Here is a 17,166-nt window from a genome sequence, read left to right on the forward strand (position 1 = left end):
AATGAAAACAAAAAAACCAGTAGTATTGGCAATATTAGATGGGTGAGGACTTGCAGAAAATGGAACAGGAAATGCAGTTTTTCAAGCTAATATGAAATTTGTAGAAAGTCTTAAAAAAGAATATCCATGAGCAGCATCACATGCGAGTGGAGAATGAGTTGGACTACCAGAAGGACAAATGGGTAATTCAGAAGTTGGACATATTCATTTAGGAGCAGGAAGAATTAAATATGAATCATTATCATTAATTAATAAAGCAATTAATGATAATAATTTTGATTCAAATGAAGAAATTCAAAAAGCTATCAAAAATTCATTAGATAAAAATAGTGCTTTCCACATTATGGGATTATTTTCTGATGGTGGGGTGCATTCACATATGAATCATATGTTTGCAACTTTTAAAGCCGCTGCAAAAGCAGGAGTAAAAGAAATTTATGTTCATTTGTTTACAGATGGAAGAGATACAAAACCAACTGTAGCATTAGACTACTTAGAAAAATTAAATAATTTATTTGCAGAATATAATGTTGGACAAGTAGGTTCAATTTCAGGTAGATTCTTTTCAATGGATAGAGATAAAAGAATGGAAAGAGTTGCTGAAGGATACAAATCAATGGTTGATAGAAATTGTGAAAATTCATTCAATGATCCAGCAACATATATTCAAAGTCAATATGATTTAGGAAAAGATGATGAGGGAATTCTTCCAGCATATAATTTAAATTGTGCAAATGGTTATATTAAAGAAAATGATACAGTAGTATTTGCAAACTTTAGACCAGATAGAGCTATTCAAATGGCAAGTACATTTACAAACCATGATTATGCAGCTTGAAGTGATGAAGTATTTAACGGTTTAACTTTCTTAGGAGATAAAATTTATTTCTTATGTATGATGGAATATTCAGATTCAGTTAAATCAAATCATATTGCATTTAAATCAATAGAGGTTATTAATGGTTTGGGAGAATGACTAAGTAAAAAAGGTTATAGACAATTAAGAATTGCTGAAACTGAAAAAATTGCTCATGTTACTTTCTTCTTTGATGGTGGAAAAGATTACTTTAAAAATGGTTTGGCAACTCCAGAAGAAATTAAATTAGAGGGAGCTGCAATTGATCTAATTGCATCACCAAAAGTAGCAACTTATGATTTGAAACCTGAAATGTCAGCTGTTGAAATTACAGATCAATTAATTAAAAGAATTGACTCAGAAGAATTTGATTTAATTGTATTGAACTATGCAAATTGTGACATGGTAGGACATACTGGTGTTTTAGATGCAGCAATCAAAGGTGTAAAAACTTTGGATGAACAATTGAAAAGAGTTTATGAAGCTTGTGAAGCTCATGGTGCCACTATGATTATTACAGCAGATCACGGAAATGCTGAAGTAATGATTGATGGAGAAGGTGGGCCAAATAAGAAACATACAAGCCAACCAGTTCCAATTATCATTACAGATAAAACAATTAAAATGAGAACTAAGAATGCAGCAATTGCAGATGTTGCTCCAACAATTTTAGATATTTTAGGTGTTGAAATTCCTCAAGAAATGACACAACCTTCTTTAATTGAAAAATAAAAAAATACCTTCTATATATTAGAAGGTATTTTTTTATTTAAATATATTTTTTCATAAATCAGTGGAAGTAAAATTATCACTGAAGCAAAATAGAAATTAAGTGCAAATAAACTGGACATTACTGTTGTTATAAAATTTAAAGTTGGATTATTGTAAACATTTGTTATTTTTAAAATTGTAAATACTATTGAGGATATATTAAATAATAAAATTATTATGTATAAGAATAGATACATAAAATCATATAGTACAGAGTTTTTATCACTAAAATTATATTTATCAATGTCAGTTAACTTGTAAATTGCCAAAGAAATGAAAATTGCACTTAAAAGTATTGTTATTATTCCCAATACTTTTTCTTCTTTAGTAGTTGAGAATACATTTCTCTCTTTTTTACTTTTTTCCTTTATACATAAATTGTTTAGTCATATCATAAAATATTGACATAGAACTATTAAGAATAGACAGAAAATTGTACCTGTTGTTAATAGTTCAATTCCATTTTTAACATTAGGATTAAAAAAGAAATAAGGTGTTGAGAATATACCAATTTTACTATTATCATCTTCTAATAATTTTATTACTCATTCATATTTATCTTCTAATCAAAGTTGCTCTTTTGCAGAAATTTGATTTAAAAAGTAATCACTTCCAAGCTTGTTCATTATTGTCATTCTAATAATTACAAATAGTAAATAAAATATTGGATAAATTCAACCAATTAGTAATTCCTTTTTATAAAAACTAGCTATATCTATTTTTTCTTTTTTTATAAAAACAAAGAAGTAAGTCATTGCAATAATATAAGTTACTAAATGAGTTGTAACAGTTATAAATCATTTAATAAATGTATTATAAACATTTGCATAAGAAACCAAGGGATTTGAATTTATGTCTTGATTTGAAAGTGTTCCAGTTAAAGCAGATCAAAACAATCCCATTGTTAAAGTAAAATAACTTAAAAAATTTATTCAAGCAATTTTTCCAGGTTTTCATAAACCTCATTTACCATCTAAAGCAACAAATAAAAAGAAAATAAAAAACATTCAATTTGTTTGAGTTGTTCAAAAACTCATATCTGCAAAAATTCTATTATATCAGTTAAAAACATGATATCTTGGAGCTGGATCTAATTGAGCCATAACAGCAGATAAAACTAAAAAGGCAAAAAAGTAAATGAAAAAAATATATCAGCTAATTATTTTTAATTTTCTTTTCATAAAATCCTCGTATTTTCAATCCTTTTTATTATAAATTAATTAAAATAAAAAAGCATTTTTACAAATGCTTTTTTATCAACCATTATTGACTACTTTTCTATCTTTAATTATTTTTTCAATGTTTATTACAGCTTGCATTGCTTCATAAGCACATGAAACTAAATTTCTTACTTTCGTTTCATAAACACAACAATCTCCTGCAGCATATATTCCTTGAACAGAGGTTTCCATTTTATAATCAACTTCAAACCTATTTAGTTTATTGATTTTTAAATCTAAATTCTCAAATTTTTCTTTTTCAATAGTTTGTCCGAATTGAACAATAATTGAATCAAATTCTAATTCTAATTCTTCTTTTGATTCAATACCAACTATTTTCAATTTTTTTGCAATATATTCATCTTCTTGAGAAATACTTACAAAATTATAAGGTGTTAAAAAATTAATATTATTATTTCTTGCTTGTTCAATACTTGCTGGCTTTGCTCTAAATTCATCTCTTCTGTGAATTATAGAAACACTTTTAGCAATTCCTGTAAGCTCATTTGCTCAATCTAAAGAAGAATCTCCACCACCAAAAATTAATACATTATGATCTTTAAAACCTTGTATATTTGTAACTGAATAAAAAATATTATCATAGAGTTTTTCAACTAATTGCATTGGTTTAAAAACTCCAATACCATCTGTAAATAATATTCTCTTATATTTTTTTACTTCTCTATTAGAAAACTTCACTTCAAATCAATTAATGTGTTTTTCATCTTCAGGTTCAATAGCTTTAATTTCTAAAACATATATATTATATGTTATCTTTATATTTTCATCTTCTTTTTTAATTGCTTCAAACATTTTATCCATAGCTTCTTGTGCTTGAATTTTTGGAATTGCTGGGAAATTATAAATATATTTTTCAGGATAATATGTTGAAACTTGCCCACCATATGTATCTTTTGCTTCTACAACATCTCCAGTTAATTTTAAATCTGCTGCCATTTTTCAAGCATATAGGCCAGCAGAACCACAACCAATTATTAAAATATCTTTAATCATATAATTGCCCTCCAAAATAATGCAAAATCATTATATCATATATACATATATGTAAAGGAGAATTGGCAATGAGAATTGAAGTTAATAATATTGAAGAATTAAATAAAGTAAGCTCATTTATTGGCAATAAATTTAATCCAAATACTTGCATAATTCTCGATGGACCAATGGGTGCAGGAAAAACTACTTTTACAAAAAATTTATTAAAAAATTATGGAACAACTGCTCTTATAACATCGCCAACATTTACAATAATGAATCAATATTTTTTAAATGAAATAAAAATTAATCATATTGATGCATATAGATTAACTTTTGAAGAAGATTCGCAAATGTATCTTGAAGAAATGATAAACTCTTTTAATATTGTGGAATGAAGTCAAAATTTAGATATTAATTATGAAATGTATTTTGAAGTTATTAAAATTAAAATAGAGATAGTTGATGAAGAAAAAAGAATTTTCTATATTGAGGGAGTAAACTAAGATGAATTTATTTATTGATACAAGTAATAATAAACTTATCCTTATTCTAGAAAAAAATAATCAAATTATTGATTTTTTAATTTTGAATAATCAAATAAGAATAAGTGATATTTGTATTACAGAATTAACTAAATTTTTAGATAAAAATAATGTTAAAGTTCAAGAAATAGAAAATCTATATGCAACAAAGGGCCCAGGAAGTTATACTGGAGTTAGAGTTGCTATTAGTGTAATTAAAACTTTAAAGGTTATAAATAATAAATTTAATATTTTTTTGATTTCATCACTTGCATTTCAAGCAGGAGATAAACAAGCAATAAGTATATTAGACGCAAAAGGTTCTAAATTATATTTTGGAGTTTATGAAAATAAAAAAAATATAATAAAAGATCAATTAATTCCCTTAGAATATTTGCAAGATTTTAAAAAGCAGTTTAAAAATTTTGAAATAATCGAAGATTATAAAGAGGTAGATTTTATTCAAGTTTATAAAAAAATTAAAGACAAATTTGAATTAATTAAAAATATTGAAGATATAAAACCGATGTATATAAAACACTTTATATAGGAAAAGAGTTATGAGTATGAAAGAAACAAATCAAAGTTTAAATTTTCCAACATGAGCATTAATTTTAATTATTATGCTATTTGTTTTGGGGTTGGTTGTTGCATTGTGAGGAGCAATATCAGCTTTCAAAATAAAGGGCACTAATGATAATAAAAATTTAAGTAATGTATTTAAGGATAAAAAAAATATTAAATTTGGACAAACATTTGAGAGCAATAAAGGTATATTTGCATTGACATTTAGAAATTTTAATCCAAAAGATTATTTTATTCCAATATGAATTTTTAAAACTGAAGATTTAATCAAAAAAATGAATGAAATTAAAAATAAAACAGATTTAAATGAAATGATAATTATTTTTGATTATATGAAAGAACATGATCTATCAATTAAAGATATATACTTTGTCAAACTAGAAGATAATGATGATGAAAGTATATTAAATGACTGAATTGAGTTAACACAATCAAATAAAAGGGGTTTTAATAAATAATAAAAAAGTTTTTATAAAATGCTTTTTTTTTTTTTTTTTAAAATATATAAAAATATTTTTAAATAGAAAAAATTCCAATGTATAATAAATATGTGGAGATTTTTAAACATGAAAAGTAATCAAATTATAGGATTGTCATTATTAATTATTGGTGTTTTGATTTTGATATCATTTTTGCTACTTGCATATTACGTTAAAAATAAATCAAAAGCATCTTTCAAATTAAATAATAAAGAAAGTCAAACAATATGGGAATTTACTAAAAAAAATTTTCCAATTTTCTTTGCTCTATTTGGTTTTGTAATGGCATTTTCTGGATTAATGATGATGTTTTAATAAATCAGCCATATGTCGAAAGAAAGGAAAAAAATTTTATGAAGAATATTTCTCAAAAAACTGGTGAGAAGTCTGAAAATAAATTTGTAGGTAAAATGAAAAGTTTTGGTTCAGGTATAATGCCAACACTTTCAAAATTAAGTAAAGCATTTTTATTACCTATTGCTTTATTACCTATTGCTGGTGTCTTCCTTGGAGTGGGTGCAGCAATTTCATCAAATACTGATGCAGGAACTTTTGGTTTCTACTTTGGTTCTGTTTTAAATAAAATGGGTGATGTTTGTTTTGGTAATTTACCAGTATTATTCTGTATATCTGTTGCGTTAGCATATACTAAAGATTCTGGTATTGCTGCATTAACAGCTGTTGTTGGATTCCTTGTTATGAATGGAATGCAAGCAGCTTTATTACATACACAAAGTGTTGATCCATCAACTGTATGAGTACAAATAGATGGAAATGAGTGAAAAAAATTAATATTTGATGCAAATAAAAATATTAATTGAGAAGAAATGGGAATAGGTTTACAACAAATCACAAAATGAGTTAGTGCTTCTAATTTAGAAGAAATACAAAATAATAGTGCTATTGTTGTTAATTCAAATTTCGAATTAATTGATGGTGCTGGAAGTGTTTATTATTCATTATTATGAATAGATAAAATTCCAAATGGATTAATTACTTCAAATATTGGAGTTCAATCATTAAACACTGGAGTATTTGCTGGTATTTTCGTAGGAGCAATTGCAGCAAAATGCTACAATAAATTCCATGATACACAATTACCTTCAGCAATTAGTTTCTTTAGTGGAACAAAATTAGTGCCAATTATAACATTTGTTGCAGTTATTCCATTATCATTTATTTTTATGTTCTTATGACCATACTTAGGAATGGGACTAGCAGCATTTGGTAAAGCTTCTGGAAAATTACCAGTAGGTTTAGATTCATTTATTTATGAAATAGCAGAACGTTCATTAGTGCCTTTTGGATTACACCATGTTTTCTATGCACCATTATGATGAACAAATGCAGGGGGTTCAATTGCTGAAGCGTTTACAAATGTTAGTGCTGAAGATCAAGCTAAATTTGTTAATGTTTGATTACAAAATCATGCTAATTTAGCAGGTTTAATTGTGGGTTCAACACCAGAAGAACAATTTGCTTCAATTAGTAAACTAATTCAAACTCAATATAATGACTTATGAACTGCAATGGGAGATCAAACAATTGCATATAAAGTAATTGCAAATACTGAGGTATTGAACTTTAAAGATTTAGATGCGCTTGGTTTAAATATTGGAAGATTCCAATCAGGTAAATTTGGTTTCATGCTATTTGGATTACCAATGGCAGGTCTTGCAATGTGATTAAATGTTCCTAAAGAAAATAGAAAATCAGTAATGGGGATTTACTTCTCAGCTGCATTTACATGTTTCTTAACAGGAATTACAGAACCAATTGAATATACTTTCTTATTCTTAGCACCATGATTATTCTATGGTGTACATATGCCATTAGCAGCAATTTCATTCTTAATAACTGGAGCATTGAGAACACACGTTTCAATGACAGTTTCAGGAGGATTTATTGATTACATAGTATTTGGTATTGTTCCTTTCTTTGGAAGCAATGCTATGAGTGCTAAATCAGTATTTGGGGTATTAGGTGTTGCAGCTGTTATGGCCCCAGCATACTTCTTCTCATTCTACTTTGCTGTAAAATACGGAAAAGTTATGGTACCTGGTCGTGATGGATCAGCTGACGTTAAATTAGCATCAAAAGCTGATTATAAAGCTTCAAAAGGACAAAATTTAGATGGTTCAAAAATTAAATCATCAAAAGATAGCAATGAAGAAGCAAGAATGGAAAAAGCCACAAAAATTATTGAATTTTTAGGTGGAGAAGAAAATATAGTTGACGTTGATGCTTGTGCAAGTCGTTTACGCTTAACAGTTAAAGATGGAAGTCTTGTTAATAAAGATTCTATAATAGCTTTAGGTGGGGCGACAGGAGCTCTTGTTAAAGGTACAAATATACAAATAGTTTATGGTGGAGAACAAGAAGCCATAAAACCACGTATGATAAAAATCCTTGACGAACAAAGAAAAGCAAAACAAGCTAAATAATTTATAATAAAAAATGCACTTTGTGCATTTTTTATTTGCCTATTTTCTATATTTCTCTAAACACTAACTATATTTTTTGCTATAATGAATTATGTGTATGGATTGATACTCAAGTTGGTGAAGAGGGCACCCTGCTAAGGTGTTAGGCCGGGTAACTGGCGCGAGAGTTCGAGTCTCTCTCAATCCGCCATTCAAGAAAAAATAAAATCAAGATTTTAAAATCTTGATTTTTTATTTGATTATAAAACTATTATCTATAAAATAAGTAATATAATACTATCTTGAAAGGTGAATAACAATGAAAAAAAATGAAATAAACAATGATTTAAGTGAAAATAAACCAAAGAAAGGTCTTTTAAAGAAAATATTTAGTTCTAAAGAAGGACAAAAAAAAGTAATGAATATTGTTAAAGCTAAAAAAATTAATAATCTTTACTTTTATACTGATGTAAATAATATTCTTTTAATTTTAGAACATGGAATTAGACTTCTAAAAGATCAAAAATTAAAAAAAGATGAAGAGTATGTTGTTTGAACTTATTTAGAAAATAATAACTCTGTTGGTTTAGAATTTGACAGTTCAACAAGAGCTCATTTTTGAAAATGAGCAAGTGAATCAAAAGTCGACATTGAAAAAATAAGCGTAGTTGGTGTTGATCCCAATAAATTAGCAAAGCATACAAAAAATGATTGAGCTCTTGATGAAGCAAAAAACATTGTTTATGTTTACGAAGCAATACCATTAGATGTAATTGATTTTATAATGATCAAAGATAAAGCAAACTTAAAAAGAATACAAACTTATGTTGAAGCCAATGATATTGATATTGATGTCTTTTATGGTGAAACTGGAAATGTTGATACAAAGAAAGAGAGAAAATAACAATGGCAAATAAGATGGAAAAAATTACATCAAGAGACGTTGATTTCAGTCAATGATATACTGATGTTGTTAAAAACGCAGGCTTAATGGACTATGGTCCTGTTAAAGGAACAATGATTTTTAAACCACACGGTTATGCAATTTGAGAGCAAATTCAAAAATTTGCTGACTTAGAATTTAAAAAATTAGATGTTCAAAATGTATATTTTCCACTTTTAATTCCTGAAAAACTATTTTTAGCTGAAAAAGAACATGTTGAGGGATTTGCTCCTGAATTAGCAACAGTTACAAAAGTAGGTAATAAGGATTTAGGAGAAAATCTATTTATTAGACCAACAAGTGAAGTTATTATTGCAGATTTTCTTTCAAGAGAGATCAAATCATATAGAGACTTACCAATTAAATATAATCAATGAGCAAATGTTATGAGATGAGAAAAAACTACAAGACCTTTTTTAAGAAGTAGTGAATTCTTATGACAAGAAGGTCATACTTTCCATTCTTCGAGAGAAGAAGCAAAGGAAATGACTTTAGATATATTAGAAGTTTATAAAAAACTTGCAAATGAAATTTTATTGTTACCAGTAATAGCAGGAAGAAAAACTGAGAAGGAAAAATTTGCAGGAGCACAAGAAACTTACACTATTGAGTCTTTAATGTATGATGGTCAATCATTACAATCTGGAACAAGTCATTATTTTGCAGATAATTTTGCAAAAGCATTTAATATTAAATTTCAAAATAAAGAACAAAAAGAGGAAAATGCTTATTCTTCAAGTTGAGGTATATCAACTAGATTAATTGGAGCAATTATTATGACTCATTCAGATGATTTTGGATTAGTTTTACCAAGTCAAGTTGCACCAATTCAAATTTCTATTATAGCAATTAACGATTCAGAAGAGGTTATGAATGTATCAAATAATTTGAGGTCTAAACTAAGTTCAGATTTTAGAGTGGAATTAGATAAAACTGATAAATCATTTGGTTTTAAAATCTCAGAAGCAGAAATTAAAGGTGTACCAATAAGAATTGAAGTGGGACCAAGAGACCTTAAAGAGGGTGTTGTAACTATTTCTAGAAGAGACTTAAGAAATAAAGTTCAAGTTAAATTAGAAGAAGTACAAAATTATATTTCAAAAGAAATTATTGAACATGACAAAAATTTATATAATAAGGCCTTGGAAAACAGGGAAAATAAAACTTTTAAAGCAAATAGCTTAGAAGAATACAAATCAATTATTGAAAAAACACCAGGATTTGTTTTAGTTCCATTCTGTGGTGAAATAGAGTGTGAAAATGATGTAAAACAAAAGACATCAACAAATTCAAGATGTATACCTGAAGGTATTGAACAAACTAAATCAAATTGTTTCAACTGTAATAAGGAATCAAATATGATGGTTTATTTTGCAAGAGCTTACTAAAAAAAGAAAAGATGCTTATAATAAAGCATCTTTTTTATCAATCTTTTCCAACAATAATATCAACTACACGACTAAATTCATAATTTTTTGTTTCAGGAATTTTTCTCATTTTATAATGATTAACAAGTTCATCGAAAATCATTACAAAAGTTGGATCATCAATCTTCTCAAATAGAGGTTTAATTTTAAAGTATACTCTAGAAAAAGTAAAAATAGGATATCTAACCATATAATTCATCATTGCTCTTTTAACTTCTCTATGTGAACTTTCTTCTTCTTGAAGCATTTCTCTTTTAATTTGAATAAATAAATCCATTGCAGCTTCAAAAGTTTTTATATTAGATTCCAATTGATATATTAATAAATCTAAAAAAAATTTAATTCATTTTTGATAGTCATTACTCTCATCTAATTTAGCAAGTTCTTGATAATATAAAAATTGCTCATGGAGTATTGCTTTTGAAATATAAAAATAGGGTTTTGTAGTTAAGTTATTTCTATTTAAAACAATATTAAAAAGTATTCTACCAGCTCGTCCATTACCATCTGTAAATGGGTGAATTTTTTCAAAATAAGCATGTGTTATTGCTGCTTTTACAATAGATTCAAGTATTTTTGAACAACCTTTAAATTGAGATGAATCATTTATTCAATCAATAAATTCAGACATGTATTCATCTACTTTTATAGGAGGTGGGGGCATATGATTTGCAATTTGCACTTGCTTTACTCTTCAAACACCTGGATTTGCATTAATAGCATCAACTGACATCATATTTAAAAATAAGTTTTTATGTATATTTAATACTAAATCCTTTGAAACGATATTTGAATTTATAAGTTCTTCATTTGCATCTTTTAAAGCATTTACATAATTAGATATTTTTTTACTTAAAGGAGTATTTGCAGCTAATAGTTCAATATCATTTGTATCAATACCTTCAATCATATTTGAGTGTCGTGCCTCGTATTTTAAGAGTTGCATACTCAAAAACTGTGTATCAAAAGGAGAACTATTTAAATACTGATTATAAATTTCAAATTTTTCCAAAATAATATTTGCTTGTTCTTTAAAATCTAATGGATTAAATTTAACATCTCATATTTTATAAAGTTCTTTTTTCATACTAATTCTCCAGATATCTTTTTATTATTATAATTATAATAGATTTAGTTAAGTCTTTTAAAGAAAGTACTATAACTATTAACATAATTGAATTTTCAAAAAATGTAAATAAATAAATTTTAAAGTTATAATTAAAGTGTATACGGATTCACAAAATATTTTTTTGTGGTAAATACGTTGTATTATAAATTTTATTAGAATAGGCAACTGAAAGGAGGTTTTTGAATGAAATCAAAAACTGGAGATTTAGTTCTTGTTCATGCATATAAACATAGTGGAAAATTATATAGGTCATGAGAAAAAGTAATAATATTTGAAGAAACTAATGATTATTTAATTTTAATTAATGAAGAAGTATTAATTACTGAAATCAATGGAAGAAAATGAAAGACAAATGAGCCAGCTATATGATTCTTTTTTAAAGAAGATTGATACAATATAATATGTATGTTTAAAGAGCGAGGAATTAATTATTATTGTAACTTAGCTTCACCGTATATTTTTGAAGAAGGTACAATTAAGTATATTGACTATGATTTAGATTTTAAAATATTCAATGATTATAGTTATAAAATTTTAGATTTAAAAGAATTTAATAGAAATAGAATTGCTTGAAATTATTCGAGAGAAATAGTAGAGCAAATTTGAAAAAGTGTAGATAAAATAAAAATTATGATAAAAGAAAATCAAAAACCATTTGATCATAATTATGTAACTGCAATTTGAGATGAATATACTAAATTGAAGAGTGAAAACTAGCTTTAGCTAGTTTTTTATTTACCATTAAGAAAATATATTAAAAAATTATTGGTTATAATATAAAAAGGAATTATGGAGGCGATTATATGAATAAATCAAAAATTAGAAATTTTAGTATAATCGCACATATTGATCATGGAAAATCTACTTTGGCAGATAGACTTCTAGAACTTACAGGAAGTGTTGAAAAAAGAGATATGCAAGCACAAATTCTTGATTCAATGGATATTGAAAGAGAACGTGGAATTACAATTAAATTGAACTCTGTTCAATTGAAATATAAAGCAAAAGATGGAGAAGAATATATTTTTCATTTAATAGATACTCCTGGTCATGTTGATTTTACCTATGAAGTTTCAAGAAGTTTAGCTGCTTGTGAGGGTGCTCTTTTAGTTGTTGATGCGAGTCAAGGTATAGAAGCTCAAACATTGGCAAACGTTTATCTGGCTTTAGACAATGATTTAGAGATAGTACCTGTAATTAATAAAGTTGATTTACCTGCTGCAGAGCCAGATAGAGTTAAAGAAGAAATTGAAAAAGTTATTGGAATTGATTGTTCTAATGCACCAATGATTAGTGCAAAAACTGGTCTAAATGTTGAAGATGTATTGGAAGCTATTGTAAACTTTATACCAAGCCCATTAGAAGCTGATGATACAAAACCATTAAAAGCTTTAATTTTTGACTCATATTATGATAAATATAGAGGAGTTATGGTTTCTGTAAGAATTATGGATGGAACTGTAAAGGTTGGTCAAACAATTAAAATGATGCAATCTGGAGCAACTTATGAGGTAACTGAACTTGGAGTAAAAACTCCATTTGAAGTTAAGAAAGATAGTTTAGAAGCTGGTGAAGTTGGATGAATTGCAGCTTCAATTAAAACTGTAAGAGATGTACAAGTTGGAGATACAATAACAACCAAAGAAAATGGAGCAACTGAGGCATTACCTGGATATAAAAAACTTAATCCAATGGTTTATTGCGGAATTTATCCTGTTGATACTGCAAGATATAAAGATTTAAAAGAAGCTTTAGAAAAAATAACATTAAGTGATGCAAGTTTAGTTTATGAACCAGAAAGCTCACAATCATTAGGATTTGGGTTTAGATGTGGTTTTTTAGGGTTATTACATATGGACGTAATTCAAGAAAGACTTGAAAGAGAATATGATCTAACTCTAATTGCAACTGCTCCTTCAGTTGTTTACAAAGTAACTCAAACAAATGACGAAATTATTGAAATTGATAATCCAGCTTTTTTACCAGATCCCCAAAAAATCAAATCAATTGAAGAACCATTTGTAAAAGTAACTATAATGACTCCTGATCAATATTTAGGTGATTTAATGAGTTTATGTCAGGATAAAAGAGGTAATTATATTGATATTGAATATATTGATGATACAAGAAGAACTCTTGTGTATGAAATGCCTTTAAATGAAATTGTTTTTGATTTTTTTAATAAATTAAAATCAATGTCAAAAGGGTATGCTTCTTTTGATTATGAATTGATTGGTTATAAACAATCAAAACTTGTTAAAATGGATATTTTATTAAATGGTGATATAGTTGATGCACTTTCAACTATTGTTCATAAAGATTTTGCTCAAGGTAGAGGAAAAATATTAACTGAAAAACTTAAAGAAATAATACCAAGACAAAATTTTGAAGTACCAATTCAAGCTGCAATTGGTGGGAAAATAATTGCTCGTGAAACAATTAAAGCAATGAGAAAAAATGTTTTAGCTAAGTGTTATGGTGGAGATATTTCACGTAAGAAAAAATTATTAGAAAAACAAAAGGAAGGTAAGAAGAGAATGAAAGCAATAGGTTCTGTTGAAGTTCCTCAAGAAGCTTTCATAGCTGTTCTTAAATTGGATGATTAAAATGGAATTTTTAATTGATTTTTCAATGAATAACGTTGTTTTTGAAAAAGCAAAAGACATTAGAATTGATGTATTTTGTAATGAACAAAATTATTCTCAAGAAGAGGAAATAGATGCTTATGATGAAAAAAGTTATCATGTAATTGGATTTTTTGAACAAAAGCCAGTTTGCTGTGCAAGAATAGTTAATAAACCAGATGGAACATACTTAGGAAGAATAGCGGTTCTTAAAGAATATAGAGGTAAAGGTTTGGGATCTAAATTAGTAGACTATTTAGTAAAATATGTAACAAATAATCTTAAAATAACTGAAATCTTTTTAGAATCACAAGATAAAGCAGTTAAACTTTATGAAAAATTTGGATTTAAAATAATTTCTGAACCATTTATGGATGGACCAATTGTTCATTATAAAATGGTCAGAAATTAATATACAGAAAATTCAAATTGTTAAAAAATATAATATAAAAAGTATTTATAAAATTACAAAATAATACTGTTTTATATAAATGGAGTTCTAATTTATTATATTTTGATCAAGTTTATAAAAAGAATGTTATTTAATAAAATATAGATTTGAATTCTTTTAAATGGTTAAATATTTAACCATTTTTTTCTTTTATTTTGTTTAATAAAATTATATAATTTTATATAAAGGTGGGATTAGAATGAGAAGAATTAGATATTGAAGATTTATAATAATGTCAATTATTTCGGTATTTCTAATCTTTGTTATTCCCTGAATTAGTATTATAGATGGACCAAAAGTTATTTTTTCATCAAGTAACTTTAATACTATTTCATTATTGATTTTAATAAGTGGTATTGTATATTTATCTGCAGGTTTTTTAGCAAACGGTTTAAAAAATAAACCAGGTAAAATTTTTGGAGTAGTTAATGCAGTTATTGGATTTTGAATTATTATACTTTTATCTATAAATACATTTATAGACTCTATTGGTATTCATTATAAATTAATATACTTTATGCCTATTTTTTCATTGTTAACAGTAGATTTAGTATTAGCAATTATTCATATTTCGATTAAACCTGTTCAAGTACAACAAAAAACTGCTCAAGTACAACAACAAACTGCACAACCAGAAGATAGTGATGATGGAGCAATTGTTAATATAAATTCAACTCCAACACAAGATGTTTCTGAACTAAAAAATAAGATTATGAATATGAAAAGTGGATTAAGTAAGTCATATGAAGAAGCAATAGATGAAATTGAAAGAACTGGAGCTTTAAATGGTTTAGATATGTCATCTCTTTTAAAAGATGAGGGGGATATTAATGAAAATAAAATTATTCCCTATTCAATTGAAGATAATCAACAGTTTGAACAACAAAGTAATCAACAGTTTGAACAACAAAATAATCAACAGTTTCAACAACAAAATAATCAACAAATTGAACAACAGAATTACCAACAATTTGAAGAGCAAAATAATCAGCATCAGGAATATTACCCAAGAAGAAAAGATTCAAGTCATCTACAAGATCCACTAGCAAATTCTTCTAGTGATTATGAAAGTATCCATTCTTCTAGTTTATCTAGAAAAGATTATAAGTTTAAATCAAGAAGAATTGATATAGATGATAATAAACATTAGGGAATTTAAACATTTTTTAGTTTAAATTCTTTTTTATATAAAATTAGAATGATAGGTGATAAATTATGAAAAAGGAAAAATCAAAGTTAAAGAAAATTAATTTTAGAAATTTTAAAACAGGGTCTGTACTTTTCATGACTGTTTTAACAATATTTAGAATTTTAATGATAATTTTTTGATTAATCGCACCAATTATTTTAGCTCTTACTATAGCTTATGATAATGGAATTGACCATTTAGTTAATTATATAGGTTCACAAATTTATCCTAATGATTTAACTTGAGCTACAAATTTAATAATTAAAATACTAGCACCATTAATTTGATTTTTAACTGTATTTATAATGCTTTTTGCAACAGTTAAACCATTTTTTAATAAAAAATTATGAAATGAAAGAGCGTATATGGCTTTTAATTTTATATTTTGACCAACACTTTTTATAATTGTAATTTATACAATTTGACTTACAATGCCATTTTTTTATTCAGGAAGAGAGACAAGTCAAACTGATCCAAATCAAGATCCAATTCATCATGCTTGAAAAGCATTACAGGAGAACTATTCTCCTTTTAGTGGTTGAATGATTGCGTTACAAGTGGTTTATTTAATAATGATTATTTTTGGAATATTTTCAATTTTTGAAGCATATATGGTTAAAAATATGAAGTTAGACTATGATGATTTTTTAGTTAGAGAATTTAATAAAACTAGTTTAGTTTCTCAAGTAATTGAAGGAAAAATTGAATTCGGAGAATTTGACCCTGATCAAGTAAATAAGGAATTGAAAAGAATTAGAAGAGAAACTATTCAAGAAGAAAAAAGATTAAAAATTGAAGCTTTTGAAAAAAGTGAAGAAGAAAGATTAAGAAAAAAGAAAGAAAAAAAAGAATTAAAACATGCAAAGCGAAAAAAGAAAAACTAAAATACTAAAAACTCTTAGTTATAAAGGTCAAAAAATAGAATATTTTTTAACTCTGAGAGACCAAAAATATATTAGATTGAAATTAGAAGATACAAATATTTTTGTTTCTGCACCGTTAACTGCATATGATTGAGAAATCGAGAGACTTATATATGCAAATATTCAAAAAATTCAAAAAATAATTGATTATAAGCAAAAGAATCAAATGTTTTTAATATCTTCAAAGGGATTTGTAAAAATTGAAGACCAAAAAATTCCTGCATTCTTTTCAGAAGAAATAGATAAAACGAATAAAATGTCTTTCAAAATTTATGAAACTAATGAAGAAACAATAAAAAGAATGTATAAAAAAATAGCTCTTAATTATTTTGGATATTTTGAAAAGATAATTGATAAATATAAAGAAATTATGGATTTAGATTTTAAAAATTTATCAATTAGAACAATGAAAGGAAAATGAGGTGTTTGTTTTCCAGAAAAATCAAAAATTGTTCTAAATACTCGCTTAATCCATTATCCAAAAATTGCCCTTGAATATGTTGTGGTACATGAATTGAGTCATTTAGTTCATAAAAATCATTCAAAGGATTTTTGAAGACATGTAGAAAAATATATGCCAAATTATAAAAACATAAGTGAAATTTTAAAAGTAAATGTTTTATAAAGTA

The 17,166-nt window shown here is 26.2% G+C and carries 17 protein-coding genes and 1 tRNA gene; 15 read left to right on the forward strand and 3 right to left on the reverse strand.

Annotated features, from left to right (window positions below):
- Position 1 precedes the first annotated feature (1 nt).
- On the forward strand, positions 2–1,588 hold the full coding sequence (gene gpmI, locus SDIMI_RS00845) for a 2,3-bisphosphoglycerate-independent phosphoglycerate mutase (RefSeq protein WP_020836093.1): 1,587 nt from the start codon (positions 2–4) through the stop codon (positions 1,586–1,588).
- An 11-nt stretch (positions 1,589–1,599) separates the two neighbouring features.
- Here gpmI and SDIMI_RS00850 read toward each other — a convergent pair whose 3' ends face one another.
- Together SDIMI_RS00850 and SDIMI_RS00855 are read right to left on the reverse strand one after the other, a co-directional pair.
- The gene (locus SDIMI_RS00850) at positions 1,600–2,808 is read right to left on the reverse strand and encodes a hypothetical protein (protein ID WP_020836094.1); all 1,209 of its coding nucleotides are present in this window, start codon (positions 2,806–2,808) and stop codon (positions 1,600–1,602) included.
- Positions 2,809–2,880: 72 nt separating this feature from the next.
- Positions 2,881–3,861, reverse strand: a complete 981-nt coding sequence (locus SDIMI_RS00855) for an NAD(P)/FAD-dependent oxidoreductase (RefSeq protein WP_020836095.1) — start codon at positions 3,859–3,861, stop codon at positions 2,881–2,883.
- 68 nt (positions 3,862–3,929) lie between these two features.
- Here SDIMI_RS00855 and tsaE point away from each other — a divergent pair, with 68 nt between their 5' ends.
- The 8 genes from tsaE to proS all read left to right on the forward strand — a co-directional run bounded on the left by tsaE (position 3,930) and on the right by proS (position 10,182).
- On the forward strand, positions 3,930–4,346 hold the full coding sequence (gene tsaE, locus SDIMI_RS00860; RefSeq protein WP_020836096.1) for a tRNA (adenosine(37)-N6)-threonylcarbamoyltransferase complex ATPase subunit type 1 TsaE: 417 nt from the start codon (positions 3,930–3,932) through the stop codon (positions 4,344–4,346).
- A gap of 1 nt (position 4,347) precedes the next feature.
- Positions 4,348–4,914, forward strand: coding sequence for a tRNA (adenosine(37)-N6)-threonylcarbamoyltransferase complex dimerization subunit type 1 TsaB (gene tsaB, locus SDIMI_RS00865; RefSeq protein WP_020836097.1), 567 nt, complete (start codon positions 4,348–4,350; stop codon positions 4,912–4,914).
- 16 nt (positions 4,915–4,930) lie between these two features.
- Positions 4,931–5,407 (forward strand): hypothetical protein, encoded by a 477-nt coding sequence (locus SDIMI_RS00870; protein WP_148285805.1) that lies wholly within the window; start codon positions 4,931–4,933, stop codon positions 5,405–5,407.
- Positions 5,408–5,515: 108 nt separating this feature from the next.
- A complete protein-coding gene (locus tag SDIMI_RS00875) occupies positions 5,516–5,743 on the forward strand; it encodes a hypothetical protein (RefSeq protein ID WP_020836099.1) in 228 nt (75 codons plus the stop codon).
- A 119-nt stretch (positions 5,744–5,862) separates the two neighbouring features.
- The gene (locus SDIMI_RS00880; RefSeq protein ID WP_148285814.1) at positions 5,863–7,872 is read left to right on the forward strand and encodes a PTS transporter subunit EIIC; all 2,010 of its coding nucleotides are present in this window, start codon (positions 5,863–5,865) and stop codon (positions 7,870–7,872) included.
- Positions 7,873–7,971: 99 nt separating this feature from the next.
- Positions 7,972–8,062 (forward strand) — tRNA-Ser (locus SDIMI_RS00885).
- 108 nt (positions 8,063–8,170) lie between these two features.
- Entirely contained in the window at positions 8,171–8,755 is a 585-nt protein-coding gene (locus SDIMI_RS00890) for a hypothetical protein (protein WP_020836101.1), read from the forward strand.
- A gap of 2 nt (positions 8,756–8,757) precedes the next feature.
- Positions 8,758–10,182, forward strand: a complete 1,425-nt coding sequence (gene proS, locus SDIMI_RS00895) for a proline--tRNA ligase (protein ID WP_020836102.1) — start codon at positions 8,758–8,760, stop codon at positions 10,180–10,182.
- Between the two features lie 34 nt (positions 10,183–10,216).
- Here the strand turns inward: proS and SDIMI_RS00900 are convergent, their stop codons facing one another.
- Positions 10,217–11,308: a Fic family protein gene (locus SDIMI_RS00900; protein ID WP_020836103.1), complete on the reverse strand. Its 1,092-nt coding sequence runs from the start codon at positions 11,306–11,308 to the stop codon at positions 10,217–10,219.
- Positions 11,309–11,533: 225 nt separating this feature from the next.
- Between SDIMI_RS00900 and SDIMI_RS00905 the strand changes: the two genes are divergently transcribed.
- From SDIMI_RS00905 to SDIMI_RS00930, 6 genes are all read left to right on the forward strand, one after another.
- Positions 11,534–12,067: a DUF402 domain-containing protein gene (locus SDIMI_RS00905; RefSeq protein ID WP_020836104.1), complete on the forward strand. Its 534-nt coding sequence runs from the start codon at positions 11,534–11,536 to the stop codon at positions 12,065–12,067.
- Between the two features lie 86 nt (positions 12,068–12,153).
- Positions 12,154–13,956 (forward strand): translation elongation factor 4, encoded by a 1,803-nt coding sequence (gene lepA, locus SDIMI_RS00910; protein WP_020836105.1) that lies wholly within the window; start codon positions 12,154–12,156, stop codon positions 13,954–13,956.
- Position 13,957: 1 nt separating this feature from the next.
- The gene (locus SDIMI_RS00915) at positions 13,958–14,386 is read left to right on the forward strand and encodes a GNAT family N-acetyltransferase (RefSeq protein ID WP_020836106.1); all 429 of its coding nucleotides are present in this window, start codon (positions 13,958–13,960) and stop codon (positions 14,384–14,386) included.
- Between the two features lie 238 nt (positions 14,387–14,624).
- Positions 14,625–15,575, forward strand: coding sequence for a hypothetical protein (locus SDIMI_RS00920; protein ID WP_020836107.1), 951 nt, complete (start codon positions 14,625–14,627; stop codon positions 15,573–15,575).
- Positions 15,576–15,640: 65 nt separating this feature from the next.
- Positions 15,641–16,498 carry a hypothetical protein gene (locus tag SDIMI_RS00925; RefSeq protein ID WP_020836108.1) on the forward strand — a complete coding sequence of 286 codons (858 nt, stop codon included), beginning with the start codon at positions 15,641–15,643 and terminating at the stop codon, positions 16,496–16,498.
- Positions 16,473–17,162, forward strand: coding sequence for a M48 family metallopeptidase (locus tag SDIMI_RS00930; protein WP_020836109.1), 690 nt, complete (start codon positions 16,473–16,475; stop codon positions 17,160–17,162). Before SDIMI_RS00925 ends, SDIMI_RS00930 begins: the two co-directional genes overlap by 26 nt.
- Positions 17,163–17,166: the final 4 nt, after the last annotated feature.

Origin of the sequence: Spiroplasma diminutum CUAS-1, from assembly GCF_000439455.1 — a bacterium.
Taxonomy (GTDB): Bacteria; Bacillota_I; Bacilli_A; order Mycoplasmatales; family Mycoplasmataceae; genus Spiroplasma_A; species Spiroplasma_A diminutum.